Annotated in this window: 21 protein-coding genes and 2 pseudogenes; 9 read left to right on the top strand and 14 right to left on the bottom strand. The window is 41.5% G+C overall.

What is annotated here, in order from left to right:
- Positions 1-24 precede the first annotated feature (24 nt).
- From oatA to NYE53_RS13375, 4 genes are all read right to left on the bottom strand, one after another.
- Positions 25-1929 carry a peptidoglycan O-acetyltransferase OatA gene (oatA, locus tag NYE53_RS13390; protein ID WP_336154011.1) on the bottom strand — a complete coding sequence of 635 codons (1905 nt, stop codon included), beginning with the start codon at positions 1927-1929 and terminating at the stop codon, positions 25-27.
- 110 nt (positions 1930-2039) lie between these two features.
- On the bottom strand, positions 2040-2897 hold the full coding sequence (gene rsiV / locus NYE53_RS13385) for an anti-sigma-V factor RsiV (RefSeq protein WP_251187858.1): 858 nt from the start codon (positions 2895-2897) through the stop codon (positions 2040-2042).
- On the bottom strand, positions 2897-3397 hold the full coding sequence (sigV, locus tag NYE53_RS13380; RefSeq protein WP_004398891.1) for an RNA polymerase sigma factor SigV: 501 nt from the start codon (positions 3395-3397) through the stop codon (positions 2897-2899). The genes rsiV and sigV overlap by 1 nt, the downstream gene beginning before the upstream one ends.
- A gap of 172 nt (positions 3398-3569) precedes the next feature.
- Complete coding sequence (locus NYE53_RS13375; protein WP_336154012.1) at positions 3570-4397, bottom strand: TrmB family transcriptional regulator; 828 nt, start codon at positions 4395-4397, stop codon at positions 3570-3572.
- A gap of 152 nt (positions 4398-4549) precedes the next feature.
- Between NYE53_RS13375 and NYE53_RS13370 the strand changes: the two genes are divergently transcribed.
- Positions 4550-5182, top strand: a complete 633-nt coding sequence (locus NYE53_RS13370) for a LysE family transporter (RefSeq protein WP_014477480.1) — start codon at positions 4550-4552, stop codon at positions 5180-5182.
- A gap of 96 nt (positions 5183-5278) precedes the next feature.
- On the opposite strand, the gene NYE53_RS13365 is transcribed toward NYE53_RS13370, so the two are convergent.
- Together NYE53_RS13365 and NYE53_RS13360 are read right to left on the bottom strand one after the other, a co-directional pair.
- Positions 5279-6667: an amino acid permease gene (locus NYE53_RS13365; RefSeq protein ID WP_339245121.1), complete on the bottom strand. Its 1389-nt coding sequence runs from the start codon at positions 6665-6667 to the stop codon at positions 5279-5281.
- Between the two features lie 38 nt (positions 6668-6705).
- Positions 6706-6845 (bottom strand): annotated as a pseudogene (locus tag NYE53_RS13360) (hypothetical protein).
- Positions 6846-7402: 557 nt separating this feature from the next.
- On the opposite strand from NYE53_RS13360, the gene levR reads away from it, so the two are divergent.
- The 7 genes from levR to sacC all read left to right on the top strand — a co-directional run bounded on the left by levR (position 7403) and on the right by sacC (position 15193).
- On the top strand, positions 7403-10210 hold the full coding sequence (levR, locus tag NYE53_RS13355) for a transcriptional regulator LevR (RefSeq protein ID WP_326243281.1): 2808 nt from the start codon (positions 7403-7405) through the stop codon (positions 10208-10210).
- 189 nt (positions 10211-10399) lie between these two features.
- Positions 10400-10840: a PTS fructose transporter subunit IIA gene (levD, locus tag NYE53_RS13350; protein WP_003246144.1), complete on the top strand. Its 441-nt coding sequence runs from the start codon at positions 10400-10402 to the stop codon at positions 10838-10840.
- Positions 10840-11328, top strand: a complete 489-nt coding sequence (levE, locus tag NYE53_RS13345) for a PTS fructose transporter subunit IIB (protein WP_339245119.1) — start codon at positions 10840-10842, stop codon at positions 11326-11328. Before levD ends, levE begins: the two co-directional genes overlap by 1 nt.
- 16 nt (positions 11329-11344) lie before the next feature.
- Entirely contained in the window at positions 11345-12154 is an 810-nt protein-coding gene (gene levF, locus NYE53_RS13340) for a PTS fructose transporter subunit IIC (protein ID WP_003229833.1), read from the top strand.
- A gap of 21 nt (positions 12155-12175) precedes the next feature.
- Positions 12176-13003, top strand: a complete 828-nt coding sequence (gene levG / locus NYE53_RS13335) for a PTS fructose transporter subunit IID (protein ID WP_003229834.1) — start codon at positions 12176-12178, stop codon at positions 13001-13003.
- Positions 13004-13119: 116 nt separating this feature from the next.
- Positions 13120-13251, top strand: a complete 132-nt coding sequence (locus NYE53_RS13330) for a hypothetical protein (protein ID WP_251187862.1) — start codon at positions 13120-13122, stop codon at positions 13249-13251.
- The gene (sacC, locus tag NYE53_RS13325) at positions 13190-15193 is read left to right on the top strand and encodes a levanase (RefSeq protein WP_339248545.1); all 2004 of its coding nucleotides are present in this window, start codon (positions 13190-13192) and stop codon (positions 15191-15193) included. Before NYE53_RS13330 ends, sacC begins: the two co-directional genes overlap by 62 nt.
- Positions 15194-15235: 42 nt before the next feature.
- Here the strand turns inward: sacC and yraA are convergent, their stop codons facing one another.
- The 3 genes and pseudogenes from yraA to NYE53_RS13310 form a co-directional block, all read right to left on the bottom strand.
- On the bottom strand, positions 15236-15745 hold the full coding sequence (gene yraA / locus NYE53_RS13320) for a cysteine protease YraA (protein ID WP_262090975.1): 510 nt from the start codon (positions 15743-15745) through the stop codon (positions 15236-15238).
- Between the two features lie 133 nt (positions 15746-15878).
- Positions 15879-16928 (bottom strand): formaldehyde dehydrogenase AdhA, encoded by a 1050-nt coding sequence (gene adhA / locus NYE53_RS13315; protein ID WP_072174158.1) that lies wholly within the window; start codon positions 16926-16928, stop codon positions 15879-15881.
- Between the two features lie 131 nt (positions 16929-17059).
- Positions 17060-17256, bottom strand: a pseudogene (locus tag NYE53_RS13310) (carboxymuconolactone decarboxylase family protein).
- 182 nt (positions 17257-17438) lie between these two features.
- Here NYE53_RS13310 and adhR point away from each other — a divergent pair.
- A complete protein-coding gene (gene adhR, locus NYE53_RS13305) occupies positions 17439-17861 on the top strand; it encodes an aldehyde stress transcriptional regulator AdhR (RefSeq protein WP_004398725.1) in 423 nt (140 codons plus the stop codon).
- A gap of 260 nt (positions 17862-18121) precedes the next feature.
- On the opposite strand, the gene NYE53_RS13300 is transcribed toward adhR, so the two are convergent.
- From NYE53_RS13300 to NYE53_RS13280, 5 genes are read right to left on the bottom strand one after another with little or no spacing between them, the layout of a single operon-like run.
- Positions 18122-18421, bottom strand: coding sequence for a spore coat protein (locus NYE53_RS13300; protein ID WP_251187863.1), 300 nt, complete (start codon positions 18419-18421; stop codon positions 18122-18124).
- Between the two features lie 15 nt (positions 18422-18436).
- Entirely contained in the window at positions 18437-18634 is a 198-nt protein-coding gene (locus tag NYE53_RS13295; RefSeq protein ID WP_014480384.1) for a hypothetical protein, read from the bottom strand.
- Between the two features lie 18 nt (positions 18635-18652).
- Positions 18653-19789, bottom strand: a complete 1137-nt coding sequence (locus NYE53_RS13290; RefSeq protein WP_327829570.1) for a zinc-dependent alcohol dehydrogenase — start codon at positions 19787-19789, stop codon at positions 18653-18655.
- A gap of 18 nt (positions 19790-19807) precedes the next feature.
- On the bottom strand, positions 19808-20176 hold the full coding sequence (locus NYE53_RS13285) for a spore coat protein (protein WP_014477470.1): 369 nt from the start codon (positions 20174-20176) through the stop codon (positions 19808-19810).
- A gap of 17 nt (positions 20177-20193) precedes the next feature.
- Complete coding sequence (locus NYE53_RS13280; RefSeq protein ID WP_003229845.1) at positions 20194-20439, bottom strand: spore coat protein F-like protein YraG; 246 nt, start codon at positions 20437-20439, stop codon at positions 20194-20196.
- Positions 20440-20595: the final 156 nt, after the last annotated feature.

The following is a 20595-nucleotide window of genomic DNA, read 5'->3' as shown; positions in this document are numbered from 1 at the left end:
AGTGATCCGCATAGGATCTCTTTTTTATGATTTCATCGCCTGAACAATAAGAGCGGTCAAAGCTTTTGCTCCTTTAGGAACCAAGTGAACACCATCAGGGGTAAAATATTCCGGATGCTGAAGGGCTTCTGTATGCCAGTCAACTAACGTAACATTTTGATGTGCGCTTGCCTGGTGCTGTAAAGATTCATTAACCTTGCTTTCCCATTGGCGGGGAACCCGTGTATTGACAAGATAGATATGGGCTTTTGAGAAAGATTGAAGCAGTTGTTCGATTTGGCTGTTTGTAAAGTAGCCATTGGTTCCAAGCTCAATGATGACAGCCTTGTTCGGCTGATTAAAAGACTTGTATTCCCTTGCGAGTTCCAAAGCTTGAGACATTTGTCTTCCTACCTTTCCATCAATCGTCACATTTGAAAGTGACTGACGCAGGTGTGAAGAAATATCAAGCATGACAGAATCTCCTATAGCTAAAACTTCTTTCGCAGTGTCTGCTGGTTTTTTCTGCTGTTGGGATTGCGTGTCTTTCTTTTTATGAGTCTCTTGCCCACTATCTTTGTTTTCCTTTTGACGTTGATCCGATTCTGTTGTCTTTTGTTCAGGATTGTGTTTTTTATCTGCTGCAGCGTTCTTTTTATCCCCAGAAGCCTGGCTGGTGTCAGCATTTGTTTCTTGTGAGCTATAGGTCCATTTGGTAGGGTGCTTTTGCTCTCCGGCTAACCCAGACAGCCCGCCTGCAAAAATAAGTATAGCGAAAATGACGAAACCAATTGACAGTTTGCTGATGACAGATGTCGTTTTCCATTCCTTGATTCTATGTACAAAAACACGGCGGAAAAATGACCTAAATCCCTGTGTCCGTATCGGCTTCTCAATAAAATGGTAGGAAAGCTCGGCAAGTATACATGTCACAATGATCTTTAGCAAGATATGCCAAAAAACAGGGTTTCCGATTTCTTGAACTGGCGTGCTTAACACAATAACAGGGTAGTGCCAAAGATAAATTCCGTAAGACCTCGTTCCAAGCCACCGAAGCGGCCTCCATGAAAGCAGATTGCCTAAAAAGCTGCTCGGATGGCAAACACATGCAATAAGGATTGCGGCAGTCACGCTAATGAATAGCATTCCGCCTCTGTAAAGAAAAGGCTCGTATTCATCTGTGAAATAGACACACAACACTAAAATACAAAATGCCAAAAATTCAGTGGCGTGCAAAGTGTGCTTCAGTTTGCTTGGCAGCTTGTTGGAAGACAGCCTTTTCATCGGCCATACCAAAGCTAAGGCACATCCGATGAGAAGTTCAAACGAACGAGTGTCTGTGCCATAGTAAATGCGGCTCGGATCTCCGCCAGGTTCATACAGTACGCTCATCATCACGGCTGAACAAAGTGCAAGCAATGATATCACCGCAGCCAATCTGGCGCGGCTTTTCATTATGTACATTCCAACAACTAAAAATATCGGCCATATGATATAAAATTGTTCTTCAATCGCCAGCGACCAAAGGTTTTTTAGAGGTGATGGGGAACCGAAACTATCAAAATATGATAGCTTGTGAAAAATAAACCACCAATTGCTCATATAAAAGAGAGAAGAGATCGCATCTCCACGTACAGTGTGTAATAGTTCTCGATCAAACAATACGACCCACACAACAGTGGAAAAGATCATAAGGTAAGCCGCCGGCAGAAGCCGCCGAATGCGGCGCACCCAAAAATCTCGAAAATCAAGATTGATATCATTTCCATATGCCGGTAATAGAATAGATGTAATCAAATATCCGGATAAAACAAAAAAGATATCAACTCCGATAAAACCTCCGTTAGCCCAATTGAAATTTAGATGATAAGCGATAACTGACAGGACGGCGAAAGCCCGAAGGCCATCAAGTCCAGGAATGTATCGATGATGCTGTGTCTTGTGATACATGGGTATTCCTCCAATAGTATGCAAATATTCTCGTTGTTTTTGATAGCGGGGTTACGACCTCGAATAGAGAAGAGAGAAAACATCCATAATCTTGGATGGATGTTTTTATTTTATCGAATGTAACGTTCTCCCACGAGCAAGTTTGAAATGACGCTGGTTGGAATTGTAAACTCGGTAACGCCCATATAGCCGGGGGCGACTTCATATTCGTCAAATGAGATCACAAGTTTATGGTCTTCAGTAATGTAAAACGTCTGATCAGGAAGAATCGTTTTGAACGGTTCTGCATCTTCGTCAGTGAGCCAATATATTTTATTTGGATCTTCCTTCATTTGTTGTTTCATTTGCTCTCTAATATTTTGACTGATGACTTTAATATACCGCTCATCTTTGAATAAGCTTTTTAATGTAAGTAAAATATCATTCTTCTTGTCAATTGTAATATAACGGCTTTGTGTGTAGGAAGATGCTTGTGTTTTTTCAATATTGCGCCGGATAGAGAGTAAATCTGGCGTGTCTGTGACCGTCTCGTAATCACTGTAGATGCTGAGATGCCCTTTTTTGTTTTTGGATGTGGACTGTATAAACTCTTTATACAGCTGCTGGCTTTCTTTCAAGTATTTCTCGTTAATGCTGTTTTCAAGCTCTTTATTAGAAAGCCCGGACAAAGCAGGTGTTTTGACATCAATGCTTGATTGGTCTTTTTCCTCTTTGATTTCAATAAAGGTGATCGCTTTGACGATTTTGCCGATGACAGGGATCTTTGACATAGCCTGAGCAGCGTCAGGGTTGATATTAACAAGCGCAGTGAATAAAATAGCTGCAGCGATTGCTGCTGATGTCGGCCACATGACGATTCTTTTCTTTTTTGGTTCTTGCTGAAGGGCTTTTTCAACAATGATATCCAATTCTTTAGGAATCTGAACATTTTTATATTCTTCTCTTAATTGCTGTAATCTCTTATCCATTAAGAAAGATCCTCCTTCGTCAACTGAATGCGCATCAGTTTCAATGCTCTGTATAGGCGCGTTTTGACGGTATTCGTGTTTTCTCCTGTAATTTCCGCAATTTCTTCTAATTTGAGGTCTTCAAAAAAACGTAAAATAATAATGGTTTTATAGCGGTACGGCAATTCGTCAAGCGCTTCATGGAGATCAGTATCCTTGTAATGGTCTTCCTTTCCTTTGCTTAAAAATTCTATCGTTTCGTCGTCCATCACTCTTATCTTTTTTTGTTTGCGCAAAAAATCAATGGCTGTCCGCACTAAAATTTTATAAAACCAGCTTTTTATCGTCTCAGGGTTCCTGACCGTTTCAACTGAGCTCAGCGCTTTTTTTATCGATTCCTGAACAATATCTAATGCGTCATCTTGATTTTTCACATAACTGAAAGCCAACCTGTAGAAATCTTGCTTATGGTCAGTTATGCATGTGACAAGCAACGCTTTTGTTGTTTGTTTTTTCTTCATTGCAATAAAGGGCTCCTTTTTGAATATACGTATATCGTAGGCTGTTACCTAGGATAGACGCGGCAGGCTGAAAAATAGTTTGCGCAGAATCACATTTTTTAAAAAGAGAGTTATGCATAAAAAAACAAGGCTTGTTTTGTACAAGCCTTGTTTTGGTTAAGCGATGCGAATATTATTCCAAATAATGTTTTTTGAAATCTGAGTGAATAGAAAATTTACGGCGCAACTGGATGAGATTTTTCCCGAAGCTCTCTTCTAAAAGCTCTCTATGCTTTTTCAGAATTTCCATGAGGTACAGATCATGAATGATCACTTCAGTAATAGGCATGACTAAACCTACATGCATCGTCCATGCAGCACGGCTGTCGTTGCCAAGTGAGACAATGCCTGCTACGACTTCTGAATCATCTCCGCTATAGACAAGCCACCGGCCGTCATACTCTTCTGTAATTTCACTGCTCATATCATGAAGATAAACATTGGCAAAATCAGATACGATGTCTCCGTACGCAATAATGGTGACAATAACGCCTTGTTCTGCCGCATGTTTGAGCTCTGCTTCTATCTCCTCAAAATCCTCTTTCCATATTTCTAAGAGGATTCTTTTTTTGGCAGATAAAATACAAGCCTTCACCTTTTCAAGAATTTCACTGCGGCCGGTGATATTCCAGATGTTTTCCCGGTCATTAGCAGTCTGCTCGAACTTTTCAAAATATTTCTCAGCCTGATCAAAATGCTCTTCCGCTTTGAGCCGGCGGTTTTTAATCAGTTCTTTTGCGGGGACAGGAACATACTGAGGCGTATTTCCATGACTGACAAAAACATCTCCCCTGATCACAAGGCTTTCCAGGACTTCATAAATTTTAGAACGGGGCACTCCGGATTTTTTGGCAACGGCATAGCCTGTTAAAGGTGATTCTTGCAATAACGCCAAATAAGCTTTCGACTCATATTCTGTAAAATTGAGGTTTTTTAAAATGTCTAACATATTTTCTTTCATATATCCTCCAATATAAAGAGCAATCGCTGCCTTAGTAATCGCTATTTTAACAAACCATATTGATTTATTCCAAACGCATTGATACACTTTTATAAGTAGTTACTTTTGTAGTCACTATATGATTGAGGGGATTTTTAAAGGGGGAGAGAACAATGCACAGCTTACTCGCATACATACCGATCGCTGCCATGATGGTTATCATGCCGGGGGCAGATACGATGCTTGTGATGAAAAATACGCTTAGGTATGGCCCGAAAGCCGGCCGTTATAACATTCTCGGATTGGCAACAGGACTTTCCTTTTGGACGGTGATTGCCATTTTAGGATTATCAGTGGTGATCGCAAAGTCAGTGATTCTTTTCACAACGATCAAATATTTGGGAGCGGCATACTTAATTTATTTAGGTGTAAAAAGTTTTTTTGCTAAAAGTATGTTTTCGTTAGATGACATGCAATCCCAAGCAAAAAATATGGCAAGTTCTCCGAAACGGTATTATAAAACTTCCTTTATGCAGGGTTCACTCAGTAACATTCTCAATCCTAAAACTGTTTTGGTGTATGTTACAATCATGCCCCAATTTATCAATTTGAACGGAAATATAAACCAGCAGCTCATCATTTTAGCTTCAATCCTAACCTTATTAGCGGTGTTGTGGTTTCTGTTTCTTGTTTATATTATTGATTACGCGAAAAAATGGATGAAAAACTCGAAGTTCCAGAAAGTGTTTCAAAAAATTACCGGAATAATATTAGTAGGTTTCGGCATCAAAACTGGTTTGAGTTAACACTTAAATGAAGTGAATGAAATTTGAAACCAAAGTTTAATTTAGTGTTTGGCCCTATAAAAAAGACAAGGGAGTGAGTATCCCTTGTCTTTTTTTTTATTTCATCTTATGTCCTCTGCGGGTTTGCACCTTATACAAAATAATCAATAAAACAAACCAGACCGGAGTGACAAACAAAGCAACACGTGTATCATCCGCGAGTGCCAATATGACAAGAATGAACGCGAGAAATGCAAGTGTTAAATAGTTGGATAATGGGTAAAAAGGCATTTTAAATTTGTTTGCTTTCGCTTCATGCTGCCTTGTTTTTCGATATTTCAAATGGCAAATCACCGTGATGCCCCAAATAAAAATGAAGCATATTGTAGAAACACTTGTAATCAGTGTGAAGACTTGCTCGGGCATTAAATAATTCAGACTAACGCCAATCAGAATGGCGATGGATGAAAAGAACAGCGCATTGCTTGGCACGTTAGAAGAAGTTAATTTCTTTAATAGTCCAGGTGCGTGATGATCCTTTGCAAGTGAATAGACCATTCGGCTTGTGCTGAATAAAGCGCTATTTGCAGCTGATGCGGCTGATGTTAATACAACAAAATTGATCAAACTGGCAGCCACAACGATGCCTACTGCAGAGAAGACCTGAACAAATGGGCTTTCGTTTGGATTCAACACATTCCAAGGATAGATACACATAATCACGAAAAGTGCGCCAACATAAAAAAGTAAAATCCGGACAGGAATTTGATTGATGGCTTTAGGGATCACTTTTTGGGGATTTTCTGTTTCACCTGCTGTCAGGCCAACCAGTTCAATACCCACGAAAGCGAAGACGACCATTTGGAAAGATAGGATAAACCCATGCCATCCATTTGGGAACATGCCGCCGTGGCTCCAAAGGTTGTTGAGGCTGGCAGGGCCGGAAGCTGCGGAAAAACCTTTCGCAATCAGGAGAATACCAGTTACGATCAGAGCCAGTATGGCAATGACTTTGATCAATGCAAACCAAAATTCTAATTCTCCGAAAAGTTTAACGGTGGCAAGGTTCATGATCAGCAGGATAATAAGCGCAAGAAGACCCGGCAGCCATTGAGGCACATCGGGAAGCCAATATTGCGTATAAATGCCGACCGCCGTTAAATCAGCCATCGCGAGGGAAATCCAACAGAACCAGTAGGTCCACCCAGTGATAAATGCTGCCATGTTTCCTAAATAGTCCCTTACAAAATCAACAAAAGAGTGGTATCCCGCATTTGATAAGAGCAGTTCTCCGAGCGAACGCATAATGAAAAAGCAAAATACGCCGGTGATCAAGTAAGCAAATAAAATGGATGGTCCTGCAAAATGGATGGATTTACCTGAACCTAAAAATAAACCTGTACCGATTGCACCTCCAATCGCCATTAATTGTATATGCCTGTTTTTAAGGCCTCTAGACAATTTCTGTTGCTGGCCAAAATTGTCTTTGCTAGAATTGCCTATCAATTTTATTTTCCTCCAGTAATAAAAAGATGAGTAAAGTTTTATCGGATATTATAACATTTAAAAGAATAGATACTTTTATTTTTAAATTTTAAAACTATTTTAAGTGCTGTTACATGTCTTCTGGCTCTATTTTCACTCGTGATTCTACCTGAATAGCAGAGTAAAACAGGAAAGTCATTTGGACAATCTGACAGGCTAGTTTTAATCGGTAACGATTTGTATAATTGCATACCCACTATGTTTGAGACCTGCAGGGGGGATCAAATCGAGAGAATCGGAGATAAAGTTTTTAAGCTTACAGATTTCTTAACCTTCAAAGTGGATTGCAAAAATGACGAAGTTTTGCAAATTGTAATACTGTGGCGGTCACATAGAGTGTCCGTCTTTTTAGTTGTGAACGAACTTAAGGGGTTATATTTGGGTAATTTGTCATGATCTATAAGATTCATTTTTTGTCATTGATGATTTTGACATCATTACATTCCCCGAGAATGATAAACTGTTTACTGATTATTACTTTTGAAGGGGACTGGCCCTCCAGAACTGAGCATCTATCATACTAATATGAGATGCAAATTTATTCAACATGTAAACATATACGCATAAAAGCCAGCTTTGTCAATCTGCTATAGAGACCTTTTTAAACGTGTATCAGCAGATAATCTCAACGCGGACTATAAAGTTTCGAAATATTCTTGTTAATGGCTTATCTAATAAGGACAAAGGATGATAGACGTGAGAAGAATAGATAAAATATACCATCAGCTCAAGCATAATTTTCATGATTCAACCTTAGATCATCTTTTAAAAATACAAGGGAATTCAGCAAAGGAGATTGCCGAGCAGCTGAAAATGGAGCGGTCCAATGTCAGCTTTGAATTGAACAATCTCGTCCGGTCCAAAAAGGTCATCAAAATTAAAACGTTTCCTGTAAGATACATCCCAGTCGAGATAGCAGAAAAATTATTCAACAAGAAATGGGATACAGAGATGATGGAAGTGAAAGACCTTCAGGCGTTTTCCGGAAATTCAAAGCAAAATCATCAACACATTTCCACGAATCCCTTAGAGCTTATGATAGGGGCAAAAGGGAGTTTGAAGAAAGCGATCTCCCAGGCAAAAGCAGCTGTCTTTTATCCGCCGAACGGTCTGCATATGCTCCTCCTAGGGCCGACTGGTTCCGGTAAATCCCTTTTTGCGAACCGAATTTACCAGTTTGCCATTTACTCTGACATATTGAAGGCCGGCGCACCATTTATTACATTTAACTGTGCAGACTACTACAACAACCCTCAATTATTGCTTTCTCAATTATTCGGACACAAAAAAGGTTCATTTACAGGTGCTGCCGAGGATAAGGCGGGTTTAGTCGAACAGGCCAATGGTGGCATTCTTTTTATGGATGAAATCCACCGTCTCCCTCCCGAGGGACAAGAAATGCTGTTTTATTTTATTGACAGCGGTTCTTATAACAGGCTTGGAGAATCTGAACATAAACGAACATCGAACGTATTGTTTATTTGTGCGACTACAGAAAATCCGAGTTCTGCACTATTGAAAACGTTTTTGCGAAGAATCCCAATGACCATTCATATTCCTTCGCTTGAAGAACGATCGCTTAAAGAAAGAGTGGATCTGACGACGTTTTTATTAGGGAAAGAAGCAGAGCGAATTAAGAAGAATCTGAGTGTGCATATCGATGTCTATAATGCGCTTATTCACTCTGCGAAATTTGGGAATGTCGGACAGCTGAAATCAAATGTCCAGTTAGTTTGCGCACACGGATTTTTGCATAACCTTGACAGAAATGAAGTTATTGAACTGACTGTTCGCGATCTGCCTGATGAAATCAAGCAAGAATGGATGTCCAGCAGCAAAAACATGCAAAGAAGCAAAGCCATTTCTGAATATGTCAATATTACGACGATTATCTCTCCGATTGTAGAAGATGAAACAACAAAAATTGACGAAGACCTCTCATTTAACTTATATCATTTGATTGAGGAAAAAGTGAAAACGCTTATGAAAGAAGGTTTATCAAAAAAAGATATTAACCAATACATCTTGACTGATGTCCATTTGCATGTCAGAAGTTTTTTTCATCATCAAGCTTTTCAAAAAGACAACTTGCTGACATTCGTTGAGGATGACGTGATTCAAATGACAAAACAGTTAAAAGAAATAGCTGAACATGAGCTGGATTGCACATTTGACCGTAAGTTTATTTATTTCTTGAGTATGCATATTGACGCATTTTTAAAGCGAGGAAAGCAAATTGATGTTTTGAATACACAGGAGACGGATGAAATTCGTGATACTCATGTGAAAGAATATCGGGTGGCGATGATTTTTAAAGATAAAATTCAGGAATATTTTAAAGTGGCTATTCCTGAAATAGAAGTCATCTACTTAACGATGTTAATCCATTCCATCAAATCGTTAAAGGAGAACAAAAGAGTCGGTATTATCGTGGCTGCTCATGGAAACAGCACGGCGAGTTCAATGGTTGAAGTCGCGACAGAACTGCTAGGGAGTACGCCGATTGCAGCAGTTGACATGCCGCTTACTGTTTCACCTTCGGACATTCTTGAATGCGTAGCAGAAAAAATGAAACAGGTTGATGAAGGCGAAGGTGTTTTAATGCTGGTAGATATGGGGTCGCTTGCAATGCTGGAAAGCAGGCTGGAGGAAAAGACAGGCATTTCTATTAAAACGATCAGCAATGTTACGACTTCAATGGTGCTGGATGCTGTCAGAAAGGTCAACTATTTGAATTTAAATTTGCATGCGATCTATCAATCGGTCACGAAGGATTTTATCGAGTTGTGGGAGCGTCAGCCAGCGGCACCCGGCAAAAAGAAGGCTTTGGTATCCATCTGCACCACGGGCAGCGGGACGGCCAAAAAGCTGGAAGACATTTTAACCACGATCGTAAACAAGGCCTCCGATACCCCGATTCACATATTGACCGTATCATCGATTAAACTGGCCAACAGCATAAAAGAAATCGAAAAAGAGTATGAAATTCTTGCCACAGTCGGAACGAAAGACCCTAAAATCAATGCTCCGCATGTATCTTTAGAAGTGTTAATTGAAGGGGAGGGAGAGAAGCTGATTCAACAGGCGATTACAAAAGGAAGCATCCCCTTGAGCAATGGATTGAACGAAGCAAATATGATTGTCAGGGAGCTTTGTGAGGATAGCCTGAAAAAATACCTTGTCTTCTTGAATCCCCACCATGTGATCGAAATGTTATTGGAGTGGCTGCAAACCGTTCAAGATGAGCTGGGGGTCATTTTCAATAATGCTGTTTTGATCAAAGTCATTATGCACACGGCTTTCGCCTTTGAAAGGGTAATTAAGCAGAATCCGATCGCTTTCTCAGAGGAAGAAGAGATCAATGATCAGCTGAAGGAAATGGTGTACGTGACAGAGCGAACATTAGCCCCATATGAAGAAAAGCTCGGACTTCGCATAAGTGATGATGAAAAATTATTTATAGCCGCCATATTTGCTGAAGAAGTGCATGGCCAGCTGTTTTAAAAATAGTTTTTTCATATGAACCTGTATTAAATGGAACACCATTTTAATACAGGTTTATTTTTTTCGTTTTAAGTGTTTCAACAACAAATTGCTATTGGCTGAAATAACAATGAAAACGCTTAACACAACTGTGTTGGCACGATCCTTGCATTATATATGGATGTACAAAACAGGAAAGGAGCAATAGATATGATTTCAGTTATTATCAGCGGTCATGGAGATTTTCCCATAGCATTAAAAGAATCTTCAGGGATGATATTCGGTGAAGAAAATAACCTGATTGCAGTGCCGTTTTTTAAAGGGGAAGGAATACAAACGTTGCAAGAAAAATATCATCAGGCGCTCAAGGATATCCCGGAAGAACATGAAGTGCTTTTTTTAGTCGATATTTTTGGAGGGACGCCATATAACGCGGCAGCTTCCTTTATTGCTGAGGATCAAAGAATGGATATGGCAGCCGGCGTAAACCTGCCGATTCTGCTGGAGGTATTAAGCCTGAGAGAACATCTGGCTCTCAAAGATTTGCTGAACAACTTAAAAGCAATGAGTCAGCAAAGCTTTCAAGTCTGCAGTGAACATTTAGAAAAAGTAAAAACAGCCAATCAAGATACAAGAGAGGATGAATTATGATGAACATTGTGTTAGCAAGAATTGATGACCGCTTTATTCACGGCCAAATCCTGACAAGGTGGATAAAAGTCCATGAAGCCGACCGAATCATCGTTGTCTCCGACGATATTGCTCAGGACGAAATGAGAAAAACGCTGATTCTTTCTGTTGCGCCTTCAAATGTAAAGGCGAGTGCCGTCTCGGTTTCTAAAATGGCAAAAGCATTTCATAGTCCGCGCTACGAAGGGGTAACGGCAATGCTCTTGTTTGAAAATCCGTCTGATATTGTATCTCTTATAGAAGCAGGTGTACCGATCAAAACCGTAAACGTCGGGGGAATGCGTTTTGAAAATCATCGCAGGCAAATCACAAAATCAGTCAGTGTCACAGAACAAGATATAAAGGCATTTGAAACATTAAGTGACAAGGGCGTGAAACTGGAATTGAGGCAGCTGCCTTCAGATGCCAGTGAGGATTTTGTACAGATTTTACGGAACGTAACAAAATAATCAAGGGGATGAGAATATGTCTTCATTACAAATTATTTTGTTGTTAATCATTGCAGCAATCACCGGAATCGCAAGTGTATTGGATGAAGGGCAGACACACCGTCCGCTAGTGGCCTGTACGTTAGTTGGCTTGGTGCTCGGGGACTTAAAAACGGGAATTATTCTTGGAGGCACACTGGAGCTGATGGCGCTCGGCTGGATGAACGTCGGGCTTGCCATGGCACCTGATACAGCGATCGCCTCTGTCATCTCAACCATTTTAGTTATTACTGCTGATCAGGGAATTGGCGAAGGGATTGCTGTCGCTGTTGCTTTAGCAGCTGCGGGTCAGGCGCTGACGATTTTTGTTCGTACGATCACTGTCTTTTTCATCCACCGCGCTGATCAATATGCAAAAGCGGGAAATATAAAAGGAATTGAAATTATGCATATTACCGCGATGGTGTTTCAAGCTTTGCGCGTCATGATTCCTACATTGATTGTTGCTTTAATTAGTGTCAGCGCTGTTCAGGCGTTCCTGGGAAATATTCCTGATGTCATTACAAAAGGACTGCAAATAGGCGGAGGCATTATTGTGGTTGTCGGCTATGCCATGGTGATCAATATGATGAATATTCCTTATTTAAAGCCATTTTTCTATATTGGTTTCTTATTAGCGGCGTTTACCGATTTTAACTTAGTGGGATTTGGAGCCCTTGGTCTCTGTCTGGCGCTTTTATACCAGCAGGTGATGCAAAAACAAAGCGCTCACGGAGCAGTCGCGGCCGCATCAGACAGTGGCAGTGTTGCTGTTTATGATGACGATGATGATGATCTTGATGCCTAAACGATGAGGGGGGAAGAAAAAATGGAGAAAGAAAAACGATTAACGAAAAAAGAAATTTTCAGCATGTTTATTCGTTCAAATTTTTTACTCGGTTCCTTTAACTTCGAACGTGTGCAGGCAATGGGATATTGTTATGTCATGATACCGGCGATCAAAAAACTGTACGGTCCCGGAGCGAAAAGAAACGAAGCCTTGCAGCGGCATTTGGAATGGTTTAATACACATCCGTGGCTGACAGCGCCTATATTTGGCGTGACGGCAGCCATGGAAGAAGAAATGGCGAACAATAAAGGAATTGACGGAAAAGCGATAAGCGGAATGAAAATCGGTTTGATGGGACCAATAGCGGGCGTAGGCGACCCAATTTTTTGGGGAACGATTCGTCCTGTCTTAGCTGCGCTAGGAGCCTCCCTTGCTTTAGGAGGAAACATTGCCGGCCCTTTGCTATTCTTTTTCTTGCTGAATGCCATAAGATTAAGCACAAAATATTACGGATTAAAGTATGGCTATGTGAAAGGAATGGAGATTCTTCAGGATTTAGCGGGGAATCGCATTCAAAAGCTTACAGAGGGCGCTTCGATTCTCGGATTATTTGTTATGGGGGCTCTCGTGTCCAAATGGACCACCATCAACATTCCAATCGTTGTATCCAGGATTAAGGATGAAAGCGGAAAAGTAGATGTTCAAACGGTACAAAACGTGTTAGACAGCATTATGCCGGGTGCGCTGCCTCTCGGATTAACGTTATTGGTGGCATGGATGCTTCGCAAAGGGGTGAATCCTCTTCTCATTATTTGCGGCATCTTTGTCATCGGGATTCTCGGGTATTGGGCTGGATTCTTAGCATAAGGTGTGTGAAGGAAAAAGAGAGAAACTGCAGCAGTCTTTTCATATATAAATCATTCGGATAACAGCGAAACAGAGAAGAATTTCCAGAAACGGACCAGCTTGCGCAGCAGTCTCTCTTGAAAGTGTTCAAACATGAAGAGAGGAGCGAAGGGACAAATGAAAAAGAGACTTATTCAGGTCATCATCATGTTCACCCTGCTGTTGACTATGGCATTTTCGGCAGATGCAGCCGATTCAAGCTACTATGATGAGGATTACCGTCCTCAATATCACTTCACACCGGAGGCAAACTGGATGAATGACCCAAACGGAATGGTATATTATGCTGGGGAATATCACTTGTTCTATCAATACCATCCATACGGGCTTCAGTGGGGGCCCATGCATTGGGGGCATGCTGTCAGCAAAGATTTGGTTACATGGGAACACCTTCCTGTTGCGCTTTATCCGGATGAAAAAGGCACGATCTTTTCTGGAAGCGCAGTTGTAGATAAAAATAACACAAGCGGTTTTCAAACAGGCAAAGAGAAGCCGCTTGTGGCCATTTATACACAGGATCGGGAAGGCCATCAAGTGCAAAGTATTGCCTATAGCAACGACAAAGGAAGAACATGGACGAAATACGCTGGCAACCCTGTCATTCCAAACCCGGGTAAAAAAGATTTTCGCGATCCAAAAGTCTTTTGGTATGAGAAAGAAAAAAAGTGGGTAATGGTGCTTGCGGCCGGTGACCGAATCCTCATTTATACATCAAAAAATCTGAAGCAGTGGACGTATGCAAGTGAATTTGGACAGGATCAAGGAAGCCACGGGGGGGTATGGGAATGCCCAGATTTATTTGAGCTTCCAGTAGACGGCAATCCGAATCGGAAAAAATGGGTCATGCAGGTCAGTGTCGGGAACGGAGCGGTCTCGGGAGGATCAGGCATGCAATATTTTGTAGGAGACTTTGATGGAACTCATTTTAAAAATGAAAACCCGTCAAACAAAGTTCTCTGGACGGATTACGGCAGAGACTTTTATGCGGCTGTATCCTGGTCCGATATTCCATCAACAGACAGCCGCCGGCTATGGTTAGGGTGGATGAGCAATTGGCAATATGCGAATGATGTTCCGACATCCCCATGGAGAAGTGCAACGTCCATTCCAAGAGAGTTAAAATTGAAAGCGTTTACTGAAGGGGTTAGAGTGGTCCAAACACCAGTGAAAGAGCTGGAAACCATTCGCGGGACCTCTAAGAAGTGGAAGAATCTGACCATATCGCCTGCAAGTCATAATGTGTTAGCAGGGCAATCTGGAGATGCCTATGAAATAAATGCAGAATTTAAAGTAAGCCCTGGTTCAGCTGCTGAATTTGGTTTTAAGGTCCGAACAGGTGAAAATCAATTTACGAAGGTCGGCTATGACCGAAGGAACGCCAAATTGTTCGTTGACCGGAGCGAGTCGGGCAACAATACCTTTAATCCGGCCTTTAACACCGGAAAAGAAACAGCCCCGTTGAAGCCGGTAAATGGGAAGGTTAAGTTGCGCATTTTTGTTGACCGCTCCTCGGTTGAAGTATTTGGGAATGACGGAAAGCAGGTCATAACGGATATTATTCTCCCAGACCGATCAAGCAAAGGGCTTGAATTATATGCTGCAAATGGCGGTGTAAAGGTAAAATCTTTAACGATACACCCTTTGAAAAAGGTATGGGGAATGTCACCTTTTATGTCCAATATGACTGGCTGGACGACTGTAAATGGCACGTGGGCCGACACGATTGAGGGGAAACAAGGGAGGTCGGACGGAGATTCCTTTAACTTGTCTTCAGCATCCGGGTCAGACTTCACTTATGAATCTGATATCACCATTAAGGATGGAAACGGAAGAGGGGCAGGAGCACTTATGTTTCGCTCTGACAAAGATGCCAAAAACGGTTACCTTGCCAATGTGGATGCGAAGCATGATCTAGTGAAATTCTTTAAATTTGAGAACGGTGCTGCTTCTGTCATTGCTGAATACAAAACACCGATAGACGTTAATAAAAAGTATCATCTGAAAACAGAGGCCGAGGGCGATCGCTTTAAAATCTATTTAAATGATCGTCTTGTGATTGATGCACATGATTCCGCATATTCTGAAGGCCAATTTGGCTTGAATGTGTGGGACGCGACTGCTGTCTTTCAGAATGTAAAGAAGGAGTCTTAATTTTAAAAAAAGGCACAGACCCGAACAGTCTGTGCCTTCTCGTTATTTTAACAAGTTTAAAGATTCGCGGTTAAATGCTTCCAAATCATCAGGTGTTCTGCTTGTGACAATGTTGTGGCTGACGACTACTTCTGCATCTTTGTAGTTTGCACCGGCATTGATTAAATCTTTGCGGATGCTGCGGTAGCCTGTGATATCTTTGCCTTTTAGAAGATCCGTATCAATCAGTACTTGCGGGCCGTGGCAAATTGCGAAAACAGGTTTTTTGTTTTCGACAAATGCTTTTGTGAATTCACCCGGACGGTCATCTGCACGAAGCAAATCCGGAGAGAATCCCCCAGGAATTAAAAGTGCATCAAAGTCACTTGCATCCACATCAGAGATGGCTTTGTCAATCTTTACTTTCTCGCCATGCTTACCGGTAACTTCTTTGCCGGCTTCCAAATCGATAGCCACAACACTGTAGCCAGCTTCTTCGTATGCTTTTACCGGACTTGTATATTCGATGTCTTCGAATTGGTCTGTAACAAGAACTGCAATTTTTTTGCTCATAAAAACCCCTCCTAATAACTCTCTATTCATAGAATAACAGGAAGATTGACCGGCCTTCAAAATATTTGCTTAACGAGATCGTTTTTCGTGAGTTTCAATAAAAGCGGGTCAGCCCCATATAAGGACTAACCTATTACAATGTGGAAATATCAATCACAAATCGATAACGGACATCGCTTCGGAGGATACGTTCGTATGCTTCGTCCACTTGGTCAGCTCCGATGACTTCGATTTTAGGTTCGATGCCATGCTCAGCTGCGAAATCCAGCATCTCTTGAGTTTCTTGAATTCCGCCGACTAGAGAACCTGCAATGCTGCGGCGCCCCATGATTAGGGAAAACACACTGTATGTGTCCGGCTTGGCAGGAGCTCCAACGTTTACAAGTGTCCCGTCTATACGAAGCATTGATAAATAGGCATCTACATCGAGATTTGCCGATACCGTATTTAAGATCACGTCAAAACGCCCGGCCAATGCAGTGAATGTGGCTGGGTCACTTGTTGCAAAGTAATGATTTGCCCCGAGTTCCAGAGCTTCCTCTTTCTTATTCATGGAGCGGCTCAGAACGGTTACCTCTGCACCCATCGCATGTGCAAATTGAATCGCCAAATGTCCAAGGCCACCCACGCCTACAATCGCAACCTTTTTACCAGGGCCAACATTCCAGTGTTTCAGCGGAGAATATGTTGTGATACCTGCACACAACAGCGGACTGGCAACATCCATTTCCAAACGATCTGGGATTCGAACAACAAATCTGTCAGTGACAACGATTTTTTGGCTGTACCCGCCATAAGTGGGGTTTCCGTCGTAGTCTACTGAGTTATACGTTTGAACAACACCCTTCGTGCAGAATTGTTCCTCTCCGTTGAGACAGTATTCGCATTCTCCGCAAGAGTCAACAAAACAGCCGACACCAACGCGGTCTCCGACAGCAAACTTGGTGACTTCTGTTCCAACGGCTGTTACAACACCGGCTATTTCATGTCCAGGCACCATTGGGAAGATGCCACCGCCCCATTCATCAAAAGCACTATGAATGTCTGAATGGCAAATACCGCTGAATTTAATATCGATTAAGACATCGTGCGGCCGTAATTCTCTTCGCTCAATCGTCGTTTGTTCAAATTTGGCTTTTGCATGTGACACGCTTAATACACGGGTTTGATGTTGATTACACATATGAACCTATCCTTTCTTCATCATAAGTGTTGTAAATAAAAACATGCACTTATTTATGTTTTATGGTGTATTCAACATAACGTTAAACCTTAAAGTCTGCTTTAAGGCAAGGTTTTTTTAAAAAAACCCATTTAAAATGAACCTGATTTATAAAGTGAGATACAGTCAGCAATTAATGCAGAACCTGTAATCATGCTGTGATCCCGGGGTGAAAGTTGTTCCTCTCTTGCCCAAATGTCAACGAATAGGAACATCATCATGAAGTTCAGCAAAACTTTGGCGCAAATTCTCCTAATTGTTCTCTTCCGGCAGTTTGTTTATTTGCCATTCAGCAATCCCTCCATCTAAACTGTTTTTATTGCATGGAGAAGTATAGAGCTTAAAGTGTGCTTTAAGGCAAGTCCCGAATATATAAACCCAGATTCAGCAGCTAACCACTTGTTTTGAGCTTGACTTAAAGTTAACTTTAAGTGTTACCTTCACAACATACAGGATAGAGAGGTGAAGATCATGAATATTGCTCAGGTGGCAAAGCAGTTTGGCCTGACAGCCGCAACACTCCGATATTACGAACGTGTAGGATTAATCCCGCCTGTAAAACGAAAAGACAGCGGCATTCGCGACTATGATGAAGAAGATATCAAATGGATTGAATTCATTAAATGCATGCGAAATGCGGGACTATCGATAGAAGCGCTAATTGAATATACAACATTATTTACCGAAGGTGACCGTACAGTAGAAGCTCGAAAAAATATCCTGGCTGACGAACGACAGCGGCTGATAGAGAAGCGGAAAGAAATTGATGAAACAATTAAAAGATTAGACACAAAAATTAAAGATTATGATGGGAAATTGCGCGAAAACGAGGCAAAGCTCAAAAGCAGGCCTAAAACGGAAAGTCTTCACGGATCAGTGGAGCAAAGAAGGTAGCGTTCTTTGCGTGTGAAGAGGGCAGGTTAAAACGAAGGATTTTGATTCTGGCCTGTTTTCTCCATCAAGAGATCGCATAAAAAGAGGTGGTTACGATTCCTTATTTGGATTGGAGAATTTGCAAACATTATCGAGATCAGATGGAGAAAAGCGGTTAATCTATTTACGGTCATAGGACCCGAACAAACAGTGCTCATTTTGAAGCTGAGGAACAGTTGTGGCCAATCAATACTGTTCCTCAGCAAATCAGTCATTGTATGTTAAAGGGTTGGCAATTGAATGGCTGTATCAATATTTTTTAAATGTAGCTTGACTTGTTCGTCAGGGTTCCAAGGATGGTACCAGCCTTTTTCCATCATATAGCTTGAGAGTTGTTCGTGCATATCAAGTGCTTCTTCCAAATGGCGGATAAGGACCTCTTTTACTTCAGGCGTTCCGGCTTCAGTGGCTGCCATCGCATAATTTCTGACTCCGTTTTTTGCTGAAATTAATAAGTCCATAGCAATGATTTGGTCTGTTAGAACATTCATGCCGGTCAGATATTCTATGATAGGATTCATGATTTATTCATCTCCTCATTCGTGCTTTGCATTAGATAAAATAGAGGCAAATTCCTGCAGCTGGCGTGTGGTGATGTCAACATCTTGCTGCATGATTTCTTTCAGCTTCGGATCAGATACCAGTGCTTTCATTGTTTTAGATTTCGTCAAACAAAGTGTCTTAAATGCAGTCATTTCCTGAACCTCAAGCACTTCGTGTAAGGCGTATTCCATTTCTGTAACCTCCGTTTTTTAAGGCTTTAACACAACTTTGATACAATCATCCATTTTTGAATCAAAAATGTCATAGCCATGCTTGGCTTCACTAAGCGGCAGGACATGGCTGACAACATCTCCCGGGTCAATTTTGCCCGTTGATACTAGTTCAAACATGTACGGCATATAGTGGATCACAGGAGCCTGTCCAGAGCGTATATTGATGTTTCGCTGCATGATATCTCCTAGCGGAAAACCGTTATATCTGCCTCCGTACACACCTGTAATTTGTATGGTTCCTCCTTTGCGAACAGCTTGAGAGGCAATGACCAATGCACTCATTGTTCCGCCATGAAGCTTTAATCCGCTGGCAAGGAACTCGAGATCGCTCATTTTACCATCCATCCCAACAGCGTCAATGACTACATCCGCTCCGCCTTTCGTGATTTCCTTTAAATAATTTCCTGTATTCTCATGGTCTTCAAAATTAACGATTTCTACTTTGTTTGTACGTTTCGCATGCTGTAAGCGATAGTTTACATAGTCAACTGCTATGACGCGTTTTGCGCCTTTTAGCCAACAAAACTTTTGAGCAAACAGGCCGACTGGTCCGCAGCCGAGAACGATAACTGTATCGCCTTTTTTTACGCCGGCATTATCCACACTCCAAAAGCCGGTGGTCATGGCATCGGCAATCACGCTTAATTTCTCATCGGGTTCCTCACAAGATTCAGGGATTTTAAAATGGGTAAAATTCGCAAATGGCACTCTTAAATATTCCGCTTGCCCGCCTGGATAACCGCCAGTTTGCCCTGAATAGCCGAAATAAGCACCCATTTCCCCATTGTCATTAGACTGATCACATTGGCTTTCCAGCTGGTTTTTACAAAAAAAACATTCACCGCAGGCGATCGTAAAAGGGATAATGACGCGGTCACCTTTTTTGACCTTTGTAACCCCTGGCCCAACTTCTTCAACAATTCCCATCGGTTCATGGCCAATGACATAGTCTTCTTGCATATTAGGAATGAATCCATGGATTAAGTGTAAATCTGATCCGCAAATGGCTGTACTGGTGACTTTGATAATCATGTCATCGGATTTTTCAATCTTTGGATCGGGGACATCTTTGACAACAACATTTTTAATGCCTTGATACGTTACTGCCTTCATGCTGTACAACCTCCAGTGTTAGTGTTCATCAGGTGTCCGGTCAAACATCCCTTTGCGATTTGTTTCATCAGGAAAGAGGTTCATATTGCCGACCATGATCGTGTTTTTTGCAGAGAGCTGATCCAGCTTATACTGTTCGCTCAGCTCATATGGATGGAACCATTTTTTGCTGATCATCAGTTCCGTAATCTCTTGGTGCATTCTAATTCCTTGCATCAGCTGTTTCCGCAGCAGTGCTCTTACATCTGGTGAAGCGGTTTCTGTCAAAGCTACAGCAGTATTCCTTACGCCTTCCTTAGCTCGTATAAGAAAATCCATCGCGAATGTAGTGTCTGCTAGTTCAGGCACATTCAGCGAATTAATGGGGTCTAAATGATCATTATTCAAAGAGGCTTACCTCCCTTTCAATTGATGATTGGCGTTGGGCGGCTTTGAGGGACAGGGGCCTGAAATGAGGCACGCTCATAAACCGCTTGTAATTCAGTAAGGTCTTGAATGGATTGCTGTACATCTTTTTCCATCAAGTCCTTCAGTTCTTGGTCAAACACAAGCCCTTGCATTAACTTTGATTTCGCTATACAAAGTGTTTTAAAGTTCACGATTTCATGTAAGTCAACAGCCTCATGAGCTGCCAATGTTTGATGATCCATATTGATGTAACCTCCTTTTATCAACGTTACATTTCCCGAAATGAAGTTGAAGCATACAGAAAATACACTCGGTATCATTTTTTGTTTTAAGAATCGCTGTTTTTGCTCGTTCTTATGACATGGACTAAACTGCACTTAAATCTGAAATAAGGGTGA

This window comes from Bacillus sp. FSL R5-0523 (genome assembly GCF_037975295.1).
Classification (GTDB): domain Bacteria; phylum Bacillota; class Bacilli; order Bacillales; family Bacillaceae; genus Bacillus; species Bacillus subtilis.
Note: the sequence above shows the minus strand (reverse complement) of the source record. Positions and strands in the feature narration are given on the sequence as shown.

What these genes read in the sequence shown, in the direction of transcription:
- oatA (WP_336154011.1), bottom strand. Translation starts at nt 1,929, where the DNA reads ATGTATCACAAGACACAGCATCATCGATACATTCCTGGACTTGATGGC.
- rsiV (WP_251187858.1), bottom strand. Translation starts at nt 2,897, where the DNA reads ATGGATAAGAGATTACAGCAATTAAGAGAAGAATATAAAAATGTTCAG.
- sigV (WP_004398891.1), bottom strand. Translation starts at nt 3,397, where the DNA reads ATGAAGAAAAAACAAACAACAAAAGCGTTGCTTGTCACATGCATAACT.
- NYE53_RS13375 (WP_336154012.1), bottom strand. Translation starts at nt 4,397, where the DNA reads ATGAAAGAAAATATGTTAGACATTTTAAAAAACCTCAATTTTACAGAA.
- NYE53_RS13370 (WP_014477480.1), top strand. Translation starts at nt 4,550, where the DNA reads ATGCACAGCTTACTCGCATACATACCGATCGCTGCCATGATGGTTATC.
- levD (WP_003246144.1), top strand. Translation starts at nt 10,400, where the DNA reads ATGATTTCAGTTATTATCAGCGGTCATGGAGATTTTCCCATAGCATTA.
- levE (WP_339245119.1), top strand. Translation starts at nt 10,840, where the DNA reads ATGAACATTGTGTTAGCAAGAATTGATGACCGCTTTATTCACGGCCAA.
- levF (WP_003229833.1), top strand. Translation starts at nt 11,345, where the DNA reads ATGTCTTCATTACAAATTATTTTGTTGTTAATCATTGCAGCAATCACC.
- levG (WP_003229834.1), top strand. Translation starts at nt 12,176, where the DNA reads ATGGAGAAAGAAAAACGATTAACGAAAAAAGAAATTTTCAGCATGTTT.
- sacC (WP_339248545.1), top strand. Translation starts at nt 13,190, where the DNA reads ATGTTCACCCTGCTGTTGACTATGGCATTTTCGGCAGATGCAGCCGAT.
- yraA (WP_262090975.1), bottom strand. Translation starts at nt 15,745, where the DNA reads ATGAGCAAAAAAATTGCAGTTCTTGTTACAGACCAATTCGAAGACATC.
- adhA (WP_072174158.1), bottom strand. Translation starts at nt 16,928, where the DNA reads ATGTGTAATCAACATCAAACCCGTGTATTAAGCGTGTCACATGCAAAA.
- adhR (WP_004398725.1), top strand. Translation starts at nt 17,439, where the DNA reads ATGAATATTGCTCAGGTGGCAAAGCAGTTTGGCCTGACAGCCGCAACA.
- NYE53_RS13300 (WP_251187863.1), bottom strand. Translation starts at nt 18,421, where the DNA reads ATGAATCCTATCATAGAATATCTGACCGGCATGAATGTTCTAACAGAC.
- NYE53_RS13295 (WP_014480384.1), bottom strand. Translation starts at nt 18,634, where the DNA reads ATGGAATACGCCTTACACGAAGTGCTTGAGGTTCAGGAAATGACTGCA.
- NYE53_RS13290 (WP_327829570.1), bottom strand. Translation starts at nt 19,789, where the DNA reads ATGAAGGCAGTAACGTATCAAGGCATTAAAAATGTTGTTGTCAAAGAT.
- NYE53_RS13280 (WP_003229845.1), bottom strand. Translation starts at nt 20,439, where the DNA reads ATGGATCATCAAACATTGGCAGCTCATGAGGCTGTTGACTTACATGAA.